Source organism: Haladaptatus sp. DYSN1 (assembly GCF_029489995.1).
Taxonomy (GTDB): domain Archaea; phylum Halobacteriota; class Halobacteria; order Halobacteriales; family Halococcaceae; genus QDMS2.
Window position 1 is genome coordinate 60792 of record NZ_CP120471.1, and the last position, 20394, is coordinate 81185.

14 protein-coding genes are annotated in these 20394 nt (G+C 58.8%); 12 read left to right on the forward strand and 2 right to left on the reverse strand.

Going from position 1 to position 20394, the window contains the following annotated elements; genetic code table 11:
• Positions 1-324 precede the first annotated feature (324 nt).
• The 5 genes from P0648_RS16535 (at position 325) to P0648_RS16555 (ending at position 7098) form a co-directional block, all read left to right on the forward strand.
• Positions 325-660: a hypothetical protein gene (locus tag P0648_RS16535; protein WP_276249020.1), complete on the forward strand. Its 336-nt coding sequence runs from the start codon at positions 325-327 to the stop codon at positions 658-660.
• A 60-nt stretch (positions 661-720) separates the two neighbouring features.
• A complete protein-coding gene (locus P0648_RS16540; protein WP_277505988.1) occupies positions 721-2559 on the forward strand; it encodes a hypothetical protein in 1839 nt (612 codons plus the stop codon).
• Between the two features lie 337 nt (positions 2560-2896).
• Positions 2897-4156: a transposase gene (locus P0648_RS16545; RefSeq protein ID WP_276249018.1), complete on the forward strand. Its 1260-nt coding sequence runs from the start codon at positions 2897-2899 to the stop codon at positions 4154-4156.
• A gap of 31 nt (positions 4157-4187) precedes the next feature.
• A complete protein-coding gene (locus tag P0648_RS16550) occupies positions 4188-5714 on the forward strand; it encodes a hypothetical protein (RefSeq protein ID WP_277505991.1) in 1527 nt (508 codons plus the stop codon).
• Positions 5715-5721: 7 nt separating this feature from the next.
• Complete coding sequence (locus tag P0648_RS16555; RefSeq protein WP_277505992.1) at positions 5722-7098, forward strand: 26S protease regulatory subunit; 1377 nt, start codon at positions 5722-5724, stop codon at positions 7096-7098.
• A 492-nt stretch (positions 7099-7590) separates the two neighbouring features.
• On the opposite strand, the gene P0648_RS16560 is transcribed toward P0648_RS16555, so the two are convergent.
• Positions 7591-7965, reverse strand: a complete 375-nt coding sequence (locus tag P0648_RS16560) for a type II toxin-antitoxin system VapC family toxin (RefSeq protein ID WP_276275376.1) — start codon at positions 7963-7965, stop codon at positions 7591-7593.
• A 21-nt stretch (positions 7966-7986) separates the two neighbouring features.
• Complete coding sequence (locus P0648_RS16565) at positions 7987-8217, reverse strand: antitoxin VapB family protein (RefSeq protein WP_277505993.1); 231 nt, start codon at positions 8215-8217, stop codon at positions 7987-7989.
• A gap of 187 nt (positions 8218-8404) precedes the next feature.
• Between P0648_RS16565 and P0648_RS16570 the strand changes: the two genes are divergently transcribed.
• The 7 genes from P0648_RS16570 (at position 8405) to P0648_RS16600 (ending at position 19785) form a co-directional block, all read left to right on the forward strand.
• Positions 8405-8938, forward strand: a complete 534-nt coding sequence (locus P0648_RS16570; protein ID WP_276249013.1) for an ArsR family transcriptional regulator — start codon at positions 8405-8407, stop codon at positions 8936-8938.
• 583 nt (positions 8939-9521) lie between these two features.
• Entirely contained in the window at positions 9522-9920 is a 399-nt protein-coding gene (locus tag P0648_RS16575) for a hypothetical protein (protein ID WP_277505994.1), read from the forward strand.
• A gap of 6 nt (positions 9921-9926) precedes the next feature.
• Complete coding sequence (locus P0648_RS16580; protein WP_277505995.1) at positions 9927-10985, forward strand: hypothetical protein; 1059 nt, start codon at positions 9927-9929, stop codon at positions 10983-10985.
• Positions 10985-13222 (forward strand): VirB4 family type IV secretion system protein, encoded by a 2238-nt coding sequence (locus tag P0648_RS16585; protein WP_277505996.1) that lies wholly within the window; start codon positions 10985-10987, stop codon positions 13220-13222. The genes P0648_RS16580 and P0648_RS16585 overlap by 1 nt, the downstream gene beginning before the upstream one ends.
• A complete protein-coding gene (locus P0648_RS16590) occupies positions 13215-17384 on the forward strand; it encodes an ATP-binding protein (protein WP_277505997.1) in 4170 nt (1389 codons plus the stop codon). The genes P0648_RS16585 and P0648_RS16590 overlap by 8 nt, the downstream gene beginning before the upstream one ends.
• 2 nt (positions 17385-17386) lie before the next feature.
• The gene (locus P0648_RS16595) at positions 17387-18283 is read left to right on the forward strand and encodes a DNA primase (protein WP_277505998.1); all 897 of its coding nucleotides are present in this window, start codon (positions 17387-17389) and stop codon (positions 18281-18283) included.
• Positions 18280-19785 (forward strand): primase-associated protein, encoded by a 1506-nt coding sequence (locus tag P0648_RS16600; protein ID WP_277505999.1) that lies wholly within the window; start codon positions 18280-18282, stop codon positions 19783-19785. The genes P0648_RS16595 and P0648_RS16600 overlap by 4 nt, the downstream gene beginning before the upstream one ends.
• Positions 19786-20394 lie beyond the last annotated feature (609 nt).

The window sequence follows — 20394 nt, forward strand, 5'->3', positions numbered from 1 at the left end:
AATTCTTCGCGTTACTAGATTAGTGTTTGGTGTGGTTCTCAAACTTCACAACCGATTCGCTGGCAACTCCATCGTATTGGCACCTGAATCCGTCGTAGCGCCTCATTGCACCAACACGCACTCGGTGGATGCCTGGGATCTGATCCCCTCTTACGTCACACATCTGAACACCACCGACATGCTGCACCTCGATACTCTCTAACTCTTCCAACTTCTCGATTAGCCTCTTGAGATTACGTTTCGAATTCACACTAAACCATCTAAATTCAACACTTCAACAATGTTAACTAAGGTTTTTAGTGATGGTACGTTGATGAAATAAACATGCGCTCTCGACACGGAGTCCAAAGATTCCTGGTCGTCCTGACCGCGTTTATCACCAGTACCGGCGTCGCTGCTGCTCAACAGAACGAAATCAGCAGCTCGCTCACCCAGATCGAGCAGTTCGTCGCCACAACCCTCGGTCAACTCGGCGTCATCGTCTTCCTCGTTGGCGCTGCCGTCTGGTTCGTCTCCAGACGGAGCGCCGACCGCGCCCAATGGGGCTGGCGCGGCATGTGGGGCGGCGCGGGGATGATTGCCCTCTCGGTCAGCTACAGCGTATTCGTCGGCCTCTTCGAAAACCTCGCCCCCGGGATACTCGTCCCAGTCCTCCCCTAAGAACGGCTTCGGGTGGTTCGAGAGCGGGCCACCGCTCGATACCCCCTATCACAGTGATTAATGACGGACAGACGTCCCCTCACCGGCCTGGTACTCGTCGCCCTGCTCGCACTCCCCGTCGTGAGTGCGATCACACCACCAACTGGTCTCGCACCCAACAACGGGACGCGTGCGTTCATCTCCGACGACCGTGACCCAGACGCCGGGACCCTTCCGCCGTTCGTACTCTCCACCCTCGACGCTGTCGTCCGCGCGGAGAACGTCTCTGTGGCGAACATCAGTCGAATGCGCGATTTTTCGTACGCGACGACCCAACCACCGTATCGCGTCGGGCCGAACCAGCAGACACTCAGCGAGTATCGTCTCGCTCAGTTGAACTCGATTCAGCGCAACGACTCGACGAGTCTCTGGCTCCCCGACTCAAAGCGCTCGAACGGCACGGTCGTCAAAGACGCCCATATCACGATCCTCGGGACAAACGAGGGCGTGTGGACTGGCATCGGTGCCGAAGAGGGTAACCACGCTGCAAACGACAGTGATCGACTGCTCATTCCCCGGAACGGGACGGTGCTGACGCAGCTCGATTACTCGACGCTTCTCCCAAATCGGACGTGTACGGTTGCTGGCGACACCAAGACCTGTCTCTCGTACGATCTCCTCGAGCAACAGGTCGACCGAAGCGTCCGGATCGGCACTCAGACGTGGGAGAACGATGCAGCGTCGGCCCGGCAACTTGAGTACGAGGGAGCGAAGGCAACCGAGCCCGCGACGTTGCAGGTTCGTGCGACGATTACCTCGACCGTCGCCGTTACGACGAAGACCTACGTCCGCGATGCCGTTGGCTGGCAGCTGTCGAATACAACGGCCGATGAGACGCTCAGCCTCTCGCATACGGTCCAGGACAGCACTCCTGCGGTCGTCACGTCGAACCAGAATCTTAGCGTCACGCAGACGGTCGTCCGCTCCGAAGAGGGGATCGACCGAATCATCCTCCAGTTCGAGGGCCCACAGACGCTCTCCGACCGCCGCCTCTGGAGCGAGGCTCAGTTCAAGGGGTCGACTGGACGCGTGCAGAACGTCTGGAGTGTCTATTCGCAGCGCCGGTACACGAATGCGACACGCGGTCGACGGCTTCTCACGACGTCGAACACCACCCTCTCGCTCTCACCGGGTAACACGACGCGACTCAACCAGACGCTCGCTCAGCAGCTTGCGGCCACAAACGAACGGCAGCGCACCGTCCCGTTCCCGAACGTCCTCGAACAGCGCCTCACCGCTCGCAGTCGGCAGCCGACGCTCCGCTGGACACAGAACACGAGCGTCACCGCTGCTCCCGAGATCACGAGACTAAGCGGCTTCAATATGACCGGCGATGCGACCCCGCTCGACCGACGTGTGAATCTCACCTCAGTGCCGCCTCGCGGCTACACGACGATCGTCATCACGAACGTCGACCAGCCGATTACGGAGGTCCGCGACATCCACAACGGTTCGATTCCGGTGACCACACAGACCGTTCGCGAGCAGAACGCGAGTCTCACCGCGACGACACTCAATGAGACGCACGCCCGGGTCCAACTCACAGACGCGCGTACTGGCCAGCCGCTGTCGAATCGAGCGGTCTGGCTCAGCGGAGCCGCCCAGGGACGAGTAACAACGAACGCCAACGGCACGGTCGTCGTCGAGCGGCGTGACCTCTACGTCACCGCCTCGTTCACGGGCGCAACCAACGTGTCGCAGCACGTCTACTATGGACCCGCACAGACACGAGTCGCGTTCCAGCCGGAACCATTCAACATCTACCAGCTCCTGACCAGTCTCGCGGGTGCACTCGTCTCCGTGGCGGCGTTCCTCGTTTTCTTTGTACCGTTTGCGTACATGCGGAGGGGAACTGGCTAGCACCCGTGGCGTACTTACTTGGATTTCCACGCTGAAGCTCACGCAACAAACACACCACCGAACTCAGACCAAATGATGGCATATAATCAAGCGCATTCCCCTGCCTTCAGGCGCGAGTCGAGCGACCACAGAACGACGCAATCCACCGACGGCACTCAGTCTGGGGTCTCCACGTTTTCGAGTCCCCGCTCCAAAATATCTACGTATGCCTCTGTGAGATTCATATCGTTTTCATCGGCGTATTCGTGGATTCGACCGTTCAACGACCACGGTATATCGACGTTAGGGCGCATGGTCCAAAAGACTTTTAGTCGATTTGGTCCAAATATCTATCGGGATGAGGCGTACCAACACATTCGTCGTTCGACCCCGCTCCAAACAGGATGCGGCGTTGCTACACGACCTGTTGGACGCCTCAGCCAGCCTCTGGAACGAACTCACCTACGAGCGCCGCCAGAACTACTTCGACGGCGAAAGCGTCTGGGACACCGCCGACTACCGCAAACAGTACGTCGGTGTTCTGGGGAGCGCCACTGCCCAGCAACTCATCCGAAAGAGCAAGAGCGCGTGGAAATCGTTCTTCTCGCTCAAAGAGAAGGGCGAGCAGTGTTCCCCGCCCGGCTACTGGGGCAACGAAGACGACGGTCGCACCTTGCAAACGTGCATCCGAAACGACCAGTACACGCTGGAAACCGGCGACCGCTCACGCCTCGAAATCCCCGTCGGAAGCGAGCTCAAAGAGAAGTACGACCTCGGGTACGCAGAGCGTCTTCGCCTCGAAGTGGCGGGCGTTCCGAAGTGGGATGGCAAACAGGGTCGGCTGGAACTGTTCTACGACGAGTCCTCGGACCAATTCAGGGCCTTTCAACCAGTCACCGTGGACGATTCTCGACTGGATTCACCACTGGCTTCGGAAGAAGCCGCTCTGGATATTGGTGCGAACAACCTCGTCGCCTGTACAACCACAACCGGCCAACAGTATCTGTACCATGGACGCGGCCTGTTCGACCAGTTCCGCGAGACGACGCGGGAGATTGCCCGGCTACAGTCCGAGCTCCGCGATGGGCGCTACTCCTCGAGCCGGATTCGACAGTTGTACCGTGGTCGGACGCGACGGCGCGACCACGCACAGAACGCGCTGGTACGCGACCTTCTCGAACGCCTGTACGAGGACGGGGTTTCGACGGTGTACGTCGGGGACTTAACCGACGTGCTGGAAACGCACTGGTCGGTTCGGGCGAACGAGAAAACGCACAACTTCTGGGCGTTCCGGGCGTTCATCGACCGACTCGTGTGTACCGCCGAAGAATACGGCATCACGGTCGAAGCACGGTCGGAAGCGTGGACGAGTCAGACGTGTCCGAATTGCGGTTCCACGACAGACACGATTCGCCACCAAGACACGCTTACGTGTCGGTGCGGGTTCGAGGGTCACGCCGACCTCGTTGCAAGCGAGTCGTTCCTGAGACGGCACACAGACGCACCAAGGCCGATGGCACGGCCCGTGCGATTCGAGTGGGACAGCCACGAGTGGCTGGAGTCACCACGCTCTCCCCGTCCCAAAGAAGTGCGCACGAACCGGAGTATCCACGGATAGGAGAAAGTCGCTCACGTCGGGGGTGGCGCTAATGCCAGACCCCGAACGTGAGGTTTCCCGCGCCTTTAGGCGCTTGGAGGATGTCAACGGATCGAGAGTCCACATCCCACTCGACGTCGTCCATGACAGCATCGGTCCCGATACCCTGGCGTCCCTCCAGCACGGCATCGCGACGCTGCCGACAGATGCCATGCTGGTGCCGCTCGCCGCTGGCTTCACCGACTGGATTGCGAACTTCTTCACCTACATCCTGACCGGAATCCTCGGCTTCATCGGCGAGCTCATCGCCAACGGGATGCGGACGTTCATCATCTTCGACAGCCCCTACTCCGACCCGACGATGCAGGCGGCCTTCCAGCATAATCTCGATATCTTCCCGCAGCTGCTCGTGATCATGTTCATGGCGGGGGTCGCGACAAAACCGTTCGCCGACCAGCACGAGGCAACGAACTTCATGCTCGTCTGGAAGGCGCTAAAAGTGATCATCTTCGTCGCCGTCGCCCGCCAAATAATGCACTTCGGCCTCCTGCTGACGAACGCAATTATTCGCCACATCTTCACCGCAGACTACGGTACTGCGTTCGGACCGGAGGTGCTGCAAGCCAGTCTTGACGGGGCTGCGGCGTCGAGTGCTGGCGTAATCATTGGCGGACTGATCCTGAGTATGGTGTCCGTGGCGGGCATCGTGCTAGCGCTCGGGGTCTTCGTCCTACGGGAGTTCCTGTTCAATGCGACGTTCATTCTCCTGCCTGTCCTCGGGGCGATGCTCTTCCTGGACTTCGGGCCGCTCCGCTACACGTCCGAGATCGCGAAAACCGCTCTCCGGGCGACGGCGTTCATGCTCCTCGCCGGGATCGTGATGGCCGGTCTCTTGCAGACCGGCGCTGCGGCTGCTGGTGCGTACGCGGACATGGCCGGACAGGGTGCAGCAGCGGCACAGAGTCAACAAGCTGGTGACCCTGGGTTCGGGGAAGTCCTTGAGGCGTACCTCTTCTGGTTGATTGGCCTCGTTGCCCCCGCACTCGTCGGGATCAAATCTGCGGCGATGGCCGGGCTGTCGCCGCGTCGAATCTCCGGTCGTCAAGGGGCGAAAAGCAAATCGAGTTCCCAGAGTTCGTCGACGAACCAGTCTGGTGGAAAATCGACTCGTACCGCCCTGATGGAACAGACGAGACATGGGACGTCGAAGGGGTTGGGTTATGCTGATCGGAAAACTGGCGGAATCGGAAGCAGCGCTGTCAGTAGGGCTGGATCTGCAGCAGGTCGGGCAAAGAGTGCAGCCGGAAGTACAGCTACAACAGTCTTCTCAGAAGAGACTGTCAAGACGAGTAAGAAGGTAGGGGCTCAAGGGAAGAAGAGCGGAAAGCGTGCCGCTCAAGACGTCAAAGCTGGTGCCGACTACGCGACCCGAAATCTCCACCAATCACCTGTTGACTGGGCGGAGGCTGGTCTTGAGAGATACCGCGAGAACCCCGCTGTCGATACATCGACGGAGACTGGACCTAACCAACAGACGATAAGCGATTGGACGGACGAGTCCACCGACAAGGATCGGTGAAAATGAGATGACTGGAACATTGAGGATTGGAGATCGTCTGACGAAGGTGGTTGTGGAGCTTCTCTCAACGGGTCTCTTTACAGCAAACTATGTGCTGGCCCCACTTGGGGTCGTCTGGGTTGTAGCTAATACTCCCTCCTCGGTTAGAGGAATAGCAGTTCTTTTAGGTGTTCCAGCCATCTGGATGCTTCCTTCGTTTACTGCTGCTCTGTTAACTGGAGCGATCTACCCGATGCATGGCGAGAACACCAAAAGTGCAGATATTGATTGGGTCTTTGGAATTCTCATTGGTTCAGCTGTATTAACAGCTGTATGGTTCCTCCCCGCTTGGGAGAACAGCTGGACGTCAGCTGCAGAACCCCTTGCCCCACTTCGGGTCTCATCTATGTTTGACCGTTTGTGGCTCATGGGTCTCAGCTGGCTTGCGTGCATCCCCTTGATGATCGCAACGAGTCTCGGTACTGCCACTGACAATATCGAAGAAAAATCCTCGCCATCAGAGACAGCTCAGACCGATGAACCAGATTTGTCTGTTCATAGGGCCACAGAGCATGCTAAGCATAGAGCTCCTCAGCACAGCGACGATTCGAACCAACTGCGTCCGGTTCTTGATAATCTCGAGTACGATTGGAAACCCGCTCCAAATGTTGGGTATCGGGACGTCGGTGGCCAAGATAAACTGAAGAAAGAAATCACGCGTTCAGTACTCCGACCACTAACTCGAATCGACGAAGCCTACGAGCGATTCAAGGTCTCCCCACCGAATGGAATCCTCCTGTACGGCCCACCTGGAACCGGGAAGACCCTGTTCGCCCGAGCAGTCGCTGGTGAACTCGGCCTTCCGTACCTCGAGCTCTCTGCAGGCGATATCAAATCTCGGTGGATCAATGAATCAACCGAGCAGGTCAACCGACTCTTCAATGAAGCCCAGCAGTTCGACCGGTGCGTCATCTTCATCGATGAGATTGATGCGCTGCTCGCCGGTCGTGGAAACAACCTCCACCGTGAACACGCCCAAGTCGTCAACGAGTTCCTCGCGCACCTGGATGACGACGATCCGAATTTCCTCGTCATCGCAGCGACAAACCGTGCCGACCTCCTCGATGAGGCTGCCACCCGCCGGGGGCGGTTTGATCAGCAGTATGAGATCGGCCTCCCTGACAACGATGCTCGTGAGGCTATCTTTCGCGTACGCCTGCGTGAACTGCCGACCGCACTCGACGAACGCGACTATCACGAGTTAGCTCACCGCTCAGAGGAGCTCAGTAGTGCTGATATCGTGGGAATCGTCGACGACGCTGCCATGCACGCCGCGGAGCGTGATGCAGAGGCAATCACGCTCGATGATCTTCACGAATCGTTCCCCAACACATCGATTCAATGATGTGGAGTGGCTCTGTTTTACTCCTTAACTAGTGATCGCTATCAGTAAGCGTGCTGAACAGAGAGCGCAAATCGGTCACAAAATGAGGCCCGAGACGCAGAGCCTCGTGGCTGGTGTGATAGAGTGGTGTAGAACGAGTAGTAATTCACTGGTAAGAATCATTAACTTATGGACTGTGTGAACCAATCGTTAATCGCTCTATGACAGCCCGAAAACTCTTCATTCAAATTTCGAGGAAGTAATCTGCCTTGAACTCTCGATAACCCTCAGAGAGATAGCTACCAATACTCTGTGAGGCAAACAGTTCCACCTCTGGTTCAGGGTCGTCTTGAAACTCTAAGAGCCTCTCGAATTCACGATCTCTTCTACATTTCCTGACGTAATACGTGAGCCTGTTCCGCTCCGGTGAGATCTCGTGAGGGAATATTTCACTGCGAGCGGTGACCGCTGTATAGCAGTAGATTGGAGTCGAGTAAGACTCCTATAGGTGTGTCAGTAGGTTTCGACTTCGAGGTTCGGAATCTGGTCGAAGTGGCCGACGTTCTTCGTCAGCACCGGCTCCTCGTGGACGAACCCTGTCGCACCAATAAGTTCGTCGCTCGGGTCGTTCAATGGCTCGTCTCGGCGAGTGAGTTCGCCTGCAATTCGTCCCGCTTTCCGCGCGATAGCGGGCGTCACCGGGTACACCTCCTTTGTGCCGAGAATCGCGTCGACGTTGTCGCGTTCGGCCTGCGTTCGATCGACGTAGCCGATGCCCCAGTACAGTTCATAGAGCGTCATCACGGAGAGGCGTTCTGGAATTTGCTGGTCTTGTAGTTCGATGGCTTTCTCGAGGGCGGCCGCATCCTCCCGTCCAACATCTTTCAAAAATAACGTATACAGAATCAGTCACTCGCGCTCCTCACGGTGGCGAGGGGAATAGTCGTCGTAGGCTCGGCTTTGGGCCGTCCGGATTTCTTCGACCTCTTCGTCGGTGAACAGTCCGGCAAGGTCGCTGATCGGTCTGTCGCGTGCCAGCCGCGCGACTGCCTCGGAGAAGGTCTCGCCCTCGCGTTTGCGCCGTTCCAGTGCGTGATAGGCGTCCTTCGTCAGGCGGACATTCTTGTAGTCCGTGCTCACGTGTATACATATGTATATAGAGTGGATATTGCTACCGGTCACTGCTGACTACCTTTTCTGAATTCAGAGAAACTAGATTCCTATCAATTTCTGAGTCTTCGAGCAAAATCTATGAAAACCTTCGGCCAACTGACGAAATATCTCTGCACGAGGTAAATATATTAGTCTTGGGCCTAAATCGTCCTCCATGCCCGAACCAGACACTAACCCAGTGGCGGAGTTCAACCTTGCCGCCGAGTTCGGGGCTGAGTTGGCTGCAGCACCGACCGACGAGCGCGTCTACCGGGTCGCCCTCCAGCTCTACGAACCGACACGCGTTGCGGGAGTTGCTGAACGGGCAGAGTGCTCACCCGATACTGCACGCCGGCATCTCACCCGGCTCGTCGATATCGGCGTCCTCGACCAGGTCGGCGACTCACCCGCAACCTACCAGCGGAACGAATCGTACTTCGAGTGGCGAAAACGCAACCGGCTCAAACAACTCTCGACGGGTCAACTCCAAACTCGCCTCACAGAGCTAACCGCTCGTGAACGAGAGTTCCGCGACCAGTACGGCGTCGCCCGACCTGACGATGTCGACGCGTTCGACCACGCCGACTACGATCAGCTCGAAGACGTATGGTTAGACCTCAGCGAGTGGGAAACCGTGCGGCGCCGCATTCGCCGACTGGAAGACGTCCGTCAGCAGCGAACGGGTGACTTCCCATCGGAGGCCGCCTGACTGTGGGCGAGCCGGGAGACAGACAGCGAACTATCGACGCGGCAACGCTTCGCTATCTGGCACGGATTCTCGCACAGCAATCGGAAGTGAGTGGAACATCGCTCTTCCCAGCGAACAAGCAGGAAAGCCTCATTGTGCATCTCAGTCGTGACTACTATCCAACGGCGATGACGGCCGTCTGGTTGGAGCTCCGCGTCTATACGAACGGAGAATTCCACGTCTCATATCTCGAACGGTATCGTGGGGACCAACGTCGGTGTCGGTGGGACCGTCACGACCAATCACACAACAGCCGTGATCATTTCCATCCATTCCCGACTGCGAGTACAACCGGAGCTGAAGATCGAGAGTTCCCCCCAGACCTCACGACAGTGCTTCAAACGGTCGTCCTCCCATGGGTTGAAGACCGCCTTGGAGAAGTCTGGGAAGAGTAAAGCGGGTCGCGACTGGCGGAATCGCTCCGAGACCAACCACGTAGCCAGCTCACCAAACTCGGCAATGGTAGCACAACGAATACATCGAAAATCTAATACTATTTGGAAAAGTAACGTAGTAGGGTAAATATTAACTGTCTGACTTTGTAATGAATTACCACATGGAGACCTTCCCCATCGCAGGTCGAATCATCAACACCAAGTTGGTCTTCGGCCTCACCGCCCGCGAAGCAGGCGAGGTCCTCATCATCCCCTTTCTCGCCCTCGGCATCGCCCAGAGCCTCGGGTTCACCGGCACGCTGTTCATGATTGCCGGTGGCATCGGGCTCACCCTCGGCATCCTCATCCTCCTCGTTGCGCCCGCTGGCCAGCGGCCACTCAGCTACGCCCGTGCTGCAGCTGCCTATTATCTCTCGTCGAATACCTACTACAATCGCCGTACTCGTCCCGAAGAGGAAACGCCCGTGGTCCAGGACGTCGTCGGCGTACGGCAGGACGGCCTCGACATCGAGACGATCGAAGCAGAGCAGGAGACCGAATCGAGGTGACTGTGCATGGGCTCTGCCTTCTCCGACGAGACCACCGACGGAACCGCCGCCGAAAGCGATGAGGAACACGCAGTAGACGAGACAACGAACGGGAACGCTTCATCCGATATGTCGCCCGGACACTCGACGAGTGCGTCAGCGAGCGAGTCGCGGTCCACTTCGGACCCCGAGCTACAGAATGATGCCCAGCCGACCGCTGCGCTTCAGAACGACGCATCGCCGACAGCACCGGAGTCAGACCTCGAAGTCCTCCAGGCACTCGATACGTTCCTCGACGATATCGATACGGATCTCCCGACCGCTCGCGAACGGGCTCGGGCTCGCGACCACTTCGACCTCGAGAATCGACTCGGCGAGTCTACGACCACGCAAGAGAAACTCGGCTTCGATTACGTCCGCGACGACGGCATCGCCGTTGACGAGAACAGTTATATCGGCCTTCTGAAGGTCCATCCGCAGAACTGGCTCTCGCTCAGCGACCAGGCGAAACGCGACACGATGAGCGCGTATATGTCGTTCCTCATGTCGCTCGAGTCCAGCGTCGCTGTCCCCTGTTATCCGAAGACCTTCGACCTGACTGGCCACCTCGAACGCTTCTACACCGCCGGCGCGAGCATGGCCTCGCGTGGGCAGACGCCTATCCTCCAGTACGGGCGCAAGTTCTACATCCAGTGGGCGAACACGAACATCGAAGACGAGGACCTCAAACAGCGCGACTTCTACATCGTCACGCGCGTCGACGCTGATCAGGTACACAAGGATCTTGAGACGGGGAGTGTGTTGAGCCAGCTCGGGACGCTTCCAGTCATCGGGACGGTCTTCTCGGGGATTGTCGATCGAACACCACTGGGTGACTCCCATGAGGAAGCCCGGACCGAACTCTGTATCCGCGAGGTTCGGCAGCGCCAGCGACGGATCACGAACAAGCTCGGTCGGACAGATGTGTCCATCGAACGAGTCACCAACCGTCAGGAAACGATGGAGATCCTCTATCACTACTACAACCACGTCGACCCAACGTTCGAGAAGTTCTCGCATGCGACGAAAACGGAGGGTGAGCACTGATGGCGGGGCGATTCAATCGCCTTCTCTCGTGGCTACCCGTGGGGAATCGCGAGCAAAGCATCGATGATATCGACGACGAGACGTTCGACCGGGCAGCGGAAATCCTCGAAGCGAACGGGGACGACCTCACGAAGGAGAACATCCGCGAACAAGCCCAGTACCTGCTTGAGGTCGAGGACGTTGACGAGGGTGAACTCCGAATCGGCATCGTGCAGGACGAGACCGAGCAGACGCTTGCCGACCGGGATGTCATCGCACCTCGCCAGCTCCAGGAGGTCTCGAATCTCTTCGAGTCGGGCTACATGGTTCGCAATGACCAGTTCGTCCGTACGCTCACCATCCACGGCTACCCCGAGCGCGTTCCCCTCGGGTGGCTTACGGACCTTTACACGACGAACGACCAGGTCCGCGTCACCCAGCATATCGAGCCACGCGATACCGGATCAGTGCTCAGGAAACTCCAGAAGCGTCTCACCCAGTTGCGAGCCCGCCTCCACAAGAAACACGAGAAGAACCAGACCGACACCCACGAGGCAGAGGCCGACCGTGACATGGTCAAAGACCTCATCTGGGACATCATCCTTGGTGAGACGAAGCTCTTCGACTTCGCGATCTATATCGAGATCATCGCTGACACCGAGCAGGAGCTCGACGACGCCACCGAACGCGTCGTCGAAACGCTCGGCACAGCGAATGCCAAGGCAGTCACGCTCGACAAGCGGCAGATCGAATCACAGGACGCCCTCGCCCCGCTCGGCGACGACCCAATCAAAGCGACTCAACTGATGCAGGAAACCGCTGTGGCGACGATGTTCCCGTTCATTGAGCCGGCTGTGGCCGACCCTGAAGGCGTCTTCTATGGGTTCGACGGGACGAACACGCCCGTGCTGCTCGATCGCTACCGGCTCTCGTCGTACTCGAAGGCGATCGCCGGGAAGATGGGGTCGGGTAAGACGTTCGCCGAGAAGCACGAAATGTACCATCGCATGATGATGGACCCCGAGATCGAGATGCTCGTCCTTGATCCGCTCGGAGATTTCGTCGACTTCGCGAACGACCTCGGCGGCCAGGTCATCCGCTTCGGTGGGCAGAACACCGTGAATCCCCTCGAAATACGGCGCGGCATCGACGACGTCGCGGACGACCCGTTCAAGAAGAAGTTCCGCTCGGTGATGGAGCTGTTCCGCACGCACTTCTCGGCGGTCGCCGACCAATCGCTGAGCAAGGAACAAGAGGGTATCCTTCGTCGGGCAGTTCGTCTCGCCTATCTCAAATACGGTATCACTCCCGACCCAGCGACGCACGAAAACACGAGCCCGACGATGCAGGACGTTCTCGACATCCTGCACGCACTCACCGACGGCGACCGACCGTCGGAATTTCTTGAGCTGCACGCGGATGCAGACGAGGAGCGCGTTCGCCCGGAGATCGAGCAGCTAGAGCTGCGGTTCAAAGAGGCCGACGAGAAGTACGCCTATCAGCTTCTCCTCGGCCTGGAAGCGTTCCAACACGGTGGGGAGAACGACAATCTGAACGGGCAGACGAACGTCGAACTCGACAACCGGCTGGTCGTCATCGACATGTCGATGTTTGCCGACACGGGACAGGCACCGCTGTTCATGCACGTCATGTTCGACTGGATCTACCAGCGCGCCCAGAGCAGTGACCGACGGACGCAGGTCACCATCGACGAGGCCCACTACCTCCTGCGGCGAGCGGCGACGACGGACATGATCGACCTGTTCATCCGGCACAGTCGCCACTTCAACACGGCGATCACGCTCATCTCACAGACCGTCGATGAGTTCATCGCGAAGTCCGACAAGAAATCCGAAGAGGCCGTCGAGAAGGCACGGAACGTCTACAACCTCTGTGACATCAAGCAGATCTTCCATCACGAGTCGGTCAGCGACGCCATGGTTGACTTCCACGGTCTCACGCCCGCCGAGCAGAACTTCATCGCGACCGCCCAGACCGGCGAGGACGGTGGCTACTCCGAATGCCTGCTCGCGGTGAACGACTGGACGAAGTCGCTCGCCCTCCACGTCAACGACTACGAAGTCCACGTCCTCGATGACAACCTCGACCCGTGGGAGTATCTCGTCGACCAGCGATACATCGACGCTAGCGACGTCGCGTATCTCGCCCAGGAGGGTCGTGTTGACGACTACGCGATTCCGGACTCGTTGCTCGATGAGGCCGGTGTCTCGACAGCACCGCAAGAGGCCGATGACTAATTCGCGTCACTACATCCGCATCGAGCCATCGCGGGAACGTGTCGACCCTGCGGATATCGTCTCCCGGCTGGCTGGCCTGCGCAAGCTTCGAACGGGCTGGAAGATCAAATTCGATCCACGGAAGAGTCCCCCCACGTTCGAATTCCTTGCCCTCACCCAGGGGAAGGATGCGCCGGTTCGATTCTATCTGGGCGTTGATGACGAGGGATTGCTGCCGACGCTCGAATCCGAATTACAGACCGCCTATCCAGCGAGTTACGATATCTACGAGGAAGCAATCGACCTCCGAACTGAACTCTGCAACGATGACCACCTCGGTGACGGTGGAGAGAACACGGAGGCTGTCGATGATGGAGGCGACACCTCACTTTCCGAGCGGACGCCACTCGCAGCCCGCTGGAGCGGTATCGGTGAACGGAGTCGCGACTGGATGACGCCGCTCAAGCAGTACTCACAAGTCCAAGAAGAGGGAACCCAGTCGGGAAATCCGGCACGAGCACCACTCGCGACGGCCGTCGAACGGCTTACGGAGGCCACCGCACCCACCGCGTTGCAAGTGTTGTTCACCCGCTACGGGAACTGGCAGCGAGCTGCCGAAGGTCGAAAAAAGCAGATCGAGACCAAACACGATGGCGCACTCCAGTCCGCACGAACCAGCCTCGCCGATATGGTCTACGGTGCCGACCAGGAGCGCATTCGCGATCGTCGACGAGGTCGTGACCCACCGCACGTCGGCGAGAGCACCCGGCAGACGTCGAGTGCCGCGAGTGGAGCGGTTGCCTCCCGACAGGCACTCATCGACCAGAAGGGGCCCTCACAGACGTTTCTCGTGAACCTCCGCACCGTCACCGTCCTTCCAGATACTCCCGAGGACGCAGTCAGAGCCCAAGCTGCGAACAATATCGAGACGCTGGCGAACGCGTTCAACCACCTCGACGGCTACTTCTATCACCTCGACGGCAGTCGCGTCTCGAAGAGCCTGACGAACATTCGCGACCCAGCTCGGAAGGAACTGAGCCGACTGCTGAATCGGTCGTTCAACCAGTCGTGGATGGGGAAACGTCGCCCGCAACTCGTGTTGAACGCGGACGAACTTGCGAACTTTGTGGCGGTGCCGAGCGCGCAGACACTCACAACTGAAGGGTCACGCGGTGCTCGTGGCAAGGAACGACTCCGCCAGCCACTGCCGTTACCCGACCCGGATCTTCTCGAAGCGTTCTCGGGCCCAGGCATGGCGGTTGGGAAGCCGCTCCGGAACCGGAACGAATCGCTGGACGAGCCGATCCGCATCCCACCAGATCTCTTGACGACGAGTTACATTCGGGCGGCGTCGACGGGGAGCGGGAAGTCAACGGCCACGCAGGCCGAGATGCTCTCGCTTCACGAGCATGTCGACGGGCCGACTGTGATCCTCGAGGGGAAGGGTGACGGGATGGCCGAGAACTATCTCCACGCCCACTACGCCACGAACGGAAACCTGGACGACGTCTACTATTTCAACGCGCCAGACACCCTGCCGGCGGTCTCGTTTTTCGATATTCGCCCGGCGCTTGCAATGGGGCGTTCTCGTGCGGACGCTGTCCAGGATAAAGTCGAGCATTTCCACGAGATCATGCGACTCATCCTCGGTGAGGAGCGCCATAATCAGGCGTACGTCGCCAACGAAATCCTCACGTTCCTGATCAAGGGGCTGTTCGACCGGGAGTACGGCCACGACGCGTTCAGCCTCGAAGACCTGATACAGGCCGTCTTCCGAATGAGCCGAGAGAAGACGCTCCCCGAACTCTGTGATGCGAACGCGCACATCGAGCAGTCGCTGGTCCAGAAGTGCCAGGTCGATGAGCGTCAGTTCCAGCAGACGATGGGTGCGGCAGCGAATCGACTCGACAAGCTCGTCGAACACGAACACCTCTACCAGATGTTCACCCACGTCCCTGAGTGGGACGACGAGGCCGAGGAGTACGTCGGGAACGCCTTCGACTTCCGTGAGTTCGTCGACGACGACGCCGTCATCCTGTTCGACCTTGGTGAGTTCCGGGCTGAATCCCAGCATGCCCTGACGATGATTCTGCTGAGCAATCTCTGGGACGCTGTCCAGGGTCGCCGCGGAAGGGGCCGGTCGCTGACCGGGGATGGCAACGACGACGAGGATGCCGATGATACGATTGTAAATATGATCATCGAGGAGGCTGCCCCAGTCGCGACGTCCTCGCTGGTCTACGAGCAGTTCATTCCACAGGGACGTGCGTTCGGCGTGAGTCTCGGGTTGATACTACAGTACCCCGAGCAAGTAGCGCAGTACAGTACGTCCGATCGGGCGTATACGGAGATTCTGAACAACGTCAAGACGAAGCTCATCGGGAATATCGCGACGGATGCGAAGCTCGCCGAGTCGATGGCGCACGAGAATCTCAGCACGTCCGAGTTCCGCAATCGCATCAGTCGGTTGCCGGACGGTGAATGGATCGCTCAATTACCGAGCCCCCGGTTCGGAGAGACTGGTCCGGCGCCGTTCTCGCTCGAGTCGCTGCCAATTCCAGAGGGGCACCCGGAGAGCGAGGCACCGCTTTCGGGCGACGACCGGCATCTCTTCGAGGAGCAACAGATTCCCCGGGTGATGCGACGAACGCAGGACGAGTGCAGTTTACCGGGACGGACGAGTCGATTCGCTCGCGAGGAGGTTCGGGATACGTTAGACGATGTGGGCGATGACGTCGACGGAGAGTCTGCGTCGGCGAGCGGAAGCACAGCCGCCGCTGAAGCAGCTGCCGGCGGCACCCCATCGGAAACCTCATTCTTCGGTGCACGTAGCGCGAGCGACGACACAAGCGCGTCTGTGGACCGCGAGCAAACGACCGCGACGAACGAGGCCCAAATGTCATCGACTGAGGAGCGCTCCATCGGTAGCGCGCCCATGTTCGGCGCAGCTGCCGACGAGTCACAGGATGCTGAGAGAACTCCACAGTCTTCGACTCACGAGCCAGCAGGCGCGGCGGCTCAGGAAGGACGGGCCGACGATCCAGCGGATACGTCGAAGACGACAGAAGCATCGGGTGGGGCGTCACTGCCCGAGCACGTACGTCATGATTCGGATGCCGATCGCTACATCTGCGACCTCTGTGGGGCCGAGTATACCCCGTCTGAGGACCGGAAAGCCAGTGCGTGCTGTCAGTTCGCGTCGAAAGACGACGTCTTCGTCGCAGCCCGCCGAGCGCGGTCCACGGCCGAGAGCTCCAGCGAACAGTTCACGCGACTGGGGAACATCACCGAACATGCCGACACGTACGGTATCGAGATGACGATCCAGGACTTCGCGTCGTTGGATGCGTCCGCTGACGAGGCCGCCACCGCCCCCAACAGCGGTACAGAAGCATCACCAGAACCAGAGCAGGACCCGACCACCGACAACTCACCCCCGACTCGGTTTCAAGCGGCAACGACGACCATTCCGGATGAGACTCTCCGCGAGGAAGGTGTCACACGCGATGAGGCGGCATTTCTCGGTCTCGTGCTGGATGCGATGAACCACCAACTCGAGGAGTATTCGCTCACGGAGAGTATGACTGCGCTCGAAGAGCCCTTCTCAAATCTCGACATCGAGACGCTTACACAGAAAGCGTTCCTCGAAGAACACCGCTCGTTCCGCCAGAAGTACTACACTGTGTTACCGGCTGGCCGTGAGTTTCTGGATCGCTCGCTTGAGGCCAATCCGGGCGTCGGCGATCTCGGTGAGAAAACCCCACACAAAGCTGGCGTCGTCTTCCTCGAAGCCTGGCTCGCCCAACAGGAGGACGTCGCTCGAACGGAGATCTACTATCAGCATGGGGACGACACAGTCTTCGACGTCGCTGGCTTCGATGCTGCTGACGATCTTGCCTGGGTTGGGGAAGTGGAAACGCCGAGCAACAATTCCGAGGCGCTGCTCGCGGACTACGAGAAGCTTGCGAGCGTCGACGCGGCTGCTGTCTGGGCCGGTGAAGATAAGGCATTCATTCTGGACGCGATCGAGACACTCACCGACGCCGGGAAAGTCGATTTCTCGCTGAGTTCGACCCAGCGACGGACGATTAGCTCGCTTCGCGCAGCAATCGGCGAGTACGACGATCCGGGGATGAAGGCACTCCACACGTTCCGAAGTCTCGAAACGGAGGTGCCTGAGTAACGATGGCCCTCTCATGGCGAGAGGCGACACGAGAGGAACTCCACACCTACTACACGGAGGCGTTTCCCGAGTACGTTGACGAACTCCCCTCATTCGTTACCGTCGATGGGCCCAGAGAATTCGCTATTGCGTTTCGTGAGGGATACCCCATCCGGAAGCAGGACGCTCCGGATCGGTCGTTCATTCGCCGCAATACGTGGCAAACGAGTCGGTCAGGCGACCGGACAGTACAGCAGTTCGAGGCGACTGAGAACCTCGTCGAGTTCATTCAGCACCCCGCACGGTACGACCCCGCTCAGGGCAGTGCCTACGCCCTCGCCGATCCGGACCTCTTGGATCGACCGGAGCCACGCCCCGACGCGGTCTACTATGCGCTCGATCACTGGGATCGGCCGTGGGTGCTCGCCGTCGATATCGACGCGAAAGACATTGCCGCACAGCGTGCTTCCCGTGAAACCACCACTGGTGAATCAACCGACGATGTCGAGACTGAGCAGCTTCAAGCCGCCGGGATACTCGACAGCCCCCCTGAGGGATATCCCTACTCGTTCGACGATATCGAGCAGGCCCTCGACTACGGCTTTGAAGTCCAAGAGATCTTCGAGGATGACTTCGCGGCCGACGAGACGATGGTCGTCTACTCGGGCCAGGGCTGTCACGTCTACCTGCTCGATACGGATCGCGAACACCACTACGACGAACAAAGCCGCGAGGTCATCAACGACCTGCTGCTCGACGAGTATGAGATCCCCATCGACCCAGTGGTCACGGCCGATCGACGCCGGGTAATGCGGCTGCCGTACTCGCTACACGCCGATGTCTCGCGTGTCGTCCAGCCCATCGACGATCCAGGATTCGACTTCCGAACCGAGGCGACGCCCAACTTCCTTCAATCATGAGCCGAGACACACCAGCAGACGACGAGTACACAGCGTATCGAGTCGCGGCACTCCCACGGGACAAGGGAGAATTCCAGCTCACGCAGCTGTTCGAGCGCGGGTATCAGCGCTGGACGGTCGATGGCGAGCAGCAAACAGAGAAGATGCTCGCAGATATCGAGCGGTTCACCACCGAAGCGTTTGCGCCGAGCACGCGAGAGGAGGCTGCCGAGCGCCCCTATGTCGACGATCCGGGAGCACTTGCCGTCCTCACAACGCTCGGAGCGGTCTGTATCATGGACCATCCGAAACTCGAGGATACACCGTCCCGTCATCTCGCGCTCCTCGGTGATCTTCGCGAACTCTACGTCAACAATATCGGGTCGCTCGTTCGCGAGTACGAGGACTGGTCGCTCCACCAGGAGATCGCCGAAACGCTCTACGCGAAAGAGCCCGGGGAGGACGGCGTCCACCCAGGACGTGTCTGTACGGACATCACGACCCGTCCCGAGGTTGGCGAGGGGTACTATCTCGAAATCCCACTCGTCGCCGCCTCACGGAAATGTCTGGCTCGTGCAGAGGGCAATGAGAATCAGCAAGGCGAGATTCAGGCTCACCTCGCGGACAACAACCTATACGTTCCTGTCTCGGATTTCATGGCGAAGTACCGCGAGTACGCAGAAGACGCATTCGGACGCCTGCTCGCTGTGCAAGAAGAGGCGCTGACTGCAGACCAGCGGAGCTGGCTCACCGCGAACGAATCTGCGATTACGGAGCGCATCGACCGCTTCTTCCAGGCCGGGCAGACGCACCGTGTGTGGGAGAATTGGAGTCGGCAGAAGCGTGATATCCGGACGATCATCAACGCCGTCAAAGCCGCGGACGCCGATACTGCACAGCTCGATGAGCCGCAGACAGCACGAGATCTGTACGAGGCGCTGGAGGCGTACGAGCCTGACCGGACGTGGGAACGGCATGCCTGTGACTCCTTTTCGACGCCACGAAGTCTGGGGAACACCCTGACTGCGATGCAGAATCACGCGAGTGTCTCTGTCGAGCACAAGTGGGAGAATCGCTATACGCTCACCGAGTACAGCGATGGGGCGCGCCCCATACACGTCGACGACCTCGAGGACCTGTTCGAACTCCCCTGTATGGCGGCGATGGACGACCGTCTGCAGGAGAAGAAGCCTGTTCGGAAGGATCTGTTCAATCTGGTACGCATGGCGTGGTGGCTTCCCCAGTATCGAGACGCGAGTACGGAGGAATTCATCAGCGACGTGAAAGACCTGTTCTCGCGGTGGCCTTGGTACGACGAGGAGGAGACGGACTACCAGATTCGCTACGAACTCGACAACGACATCGGCGGTGAAATCCCCCTCCCGATGAATTGTGCGAATGATGATATGCAACGGTACTGCATCGGGCGTGACCAATGCCCCTACTCGATCTATGGAAGCCTCCCCTTCCCTGACGAGATGTACGAGCAGATCGACGATCAACCGAAACAGTCGCCACAGTAGCCGCAGTGACACCACCCGATCTATCAAAACTCAAACTCACTCTACTACTGGCTAGTCTGCTACCCAGGTGACCTGTTTGCAAACACGATTTAGGCGTTCTATCCGGTGAGAATAGTAGCATGAACCGTTCTCCACTCCTCGTTTTCATATAGGATGAGTAACGGTTTTCATATACGATGGGGTACATGATTCGGGCGTCTGACCGAAACTCCGTAATTCCTCGGTGAGAGCGTTGGATACGGTGCATATACCATTTCGTGGGTTCGAAATCGTTTGCAAACACGATTTGAGGAGACGAAAGCTGCCCTAAACACGTCTCCACGAGTCTACGTTCGTTATCACCCCGCCTGTACCTCGAAAATCGTCCAAAGAAAAGGTGGGGTGCAGGGGGTAGAATGGATGGTGTGTGCAAGGAGTACGAATCAACCGGGTGGCGACGACTGAAATCACAGACCTATCAGCAGTCGTATCTGAACTGATGCGACGATATCTGGAACTGGACTGTCGGTGGTGAGGAAGAGCGAGATCAAAGAAGTACAGAGGAAATGGCAGCTGGGCCTGAGCGAAATACAGCCGACGTCTTCCGGTTGAATGTCCATTCACTATTCT

Bases quoted from the DNA above. Each gene is read 5' to 3' on its own strand.
- P0648_RS16535 (WP_276249020.1), top strand. From the start codon at position 325: ATGCGCTCTCGACACGGAGTCCAAAGATTCCTGGTCGTCCTGACCGCG.
- P0648_RS16540 (WP_277505988.1), top strand. From the start codon at position 721: ATGACGGACAGACGTCCCCTCACCGGCCTGGTACTCGTCGCCCTGCTC.
- P0648_RS16545 (WP_276249018.1), top strand. From the start codon at position 2,897: ATGAGGCGTACCAACACATTCGTCGTTCGACCCCGCTCCAAACAGGAT.
- P0648_RS16550 (WP_277505991.1), top strand. From the start codon at position 4,188: ATGCCAGACCCCGAACGTGAGGTTTCCCGCGCCTTTAGGCGCTTGGAG.
- P0648_RS16555 (WP_277505992.1), top strand. From the start codon at position 5,722: ATGACTGGAACATTGAGGATTGGAGATCGTCTGACGAAGGTGGTTGTG.
- P0648_RS16570 (WP_276249013.1), top strand. From the start codon at position 8,405: ATGCCCGAACCAGACACTAACCCAGTGGCGGAGTTCAACCTTGCCGCC.
- P0648_RS16575 (WP_277505994.1), top strand. From the start codon at position 9,522: ATGAATTACCACATGGAGACCTTCCCCATCGCAGGTCGAATCATCAAC.
- P0648_RS16580 (WP_277505995.1), top strand. From the start codon at position 9,927: ATGGGCTCTGCCTTCTCCGACGAGACCACCGACGGAACCGCCGCCGAA.
- P0648_RS16585 (WP_277505996.1), top strand. From the start codon at position 10,985: ATGGCGGGGCGATTCAATCGCCTTCTCTCGTGGCTACCCGTGGGGAAT.
- P0648_RS16590 (WP_277505997.1), top strand. From the start codon at position 13,215: ATGACTAATTCGCGTCACTACATCCGCATCGAGCCATCGCGGGAACGT.
- P0648_RS16595 (WP_277505998.1), top strand. From the start codon at position 17,387: ATGGCCCTCTCATGGCGAGAGGCGACACGAGAGGAACTCCACACCTAC.
- P0648_RS16600 (WP_277505999.1), top strand. From the start codon at position 18,280: ATGAGCCGAGACACACCAGCAGACGACGAGTACACAGCGTATCGAGTC.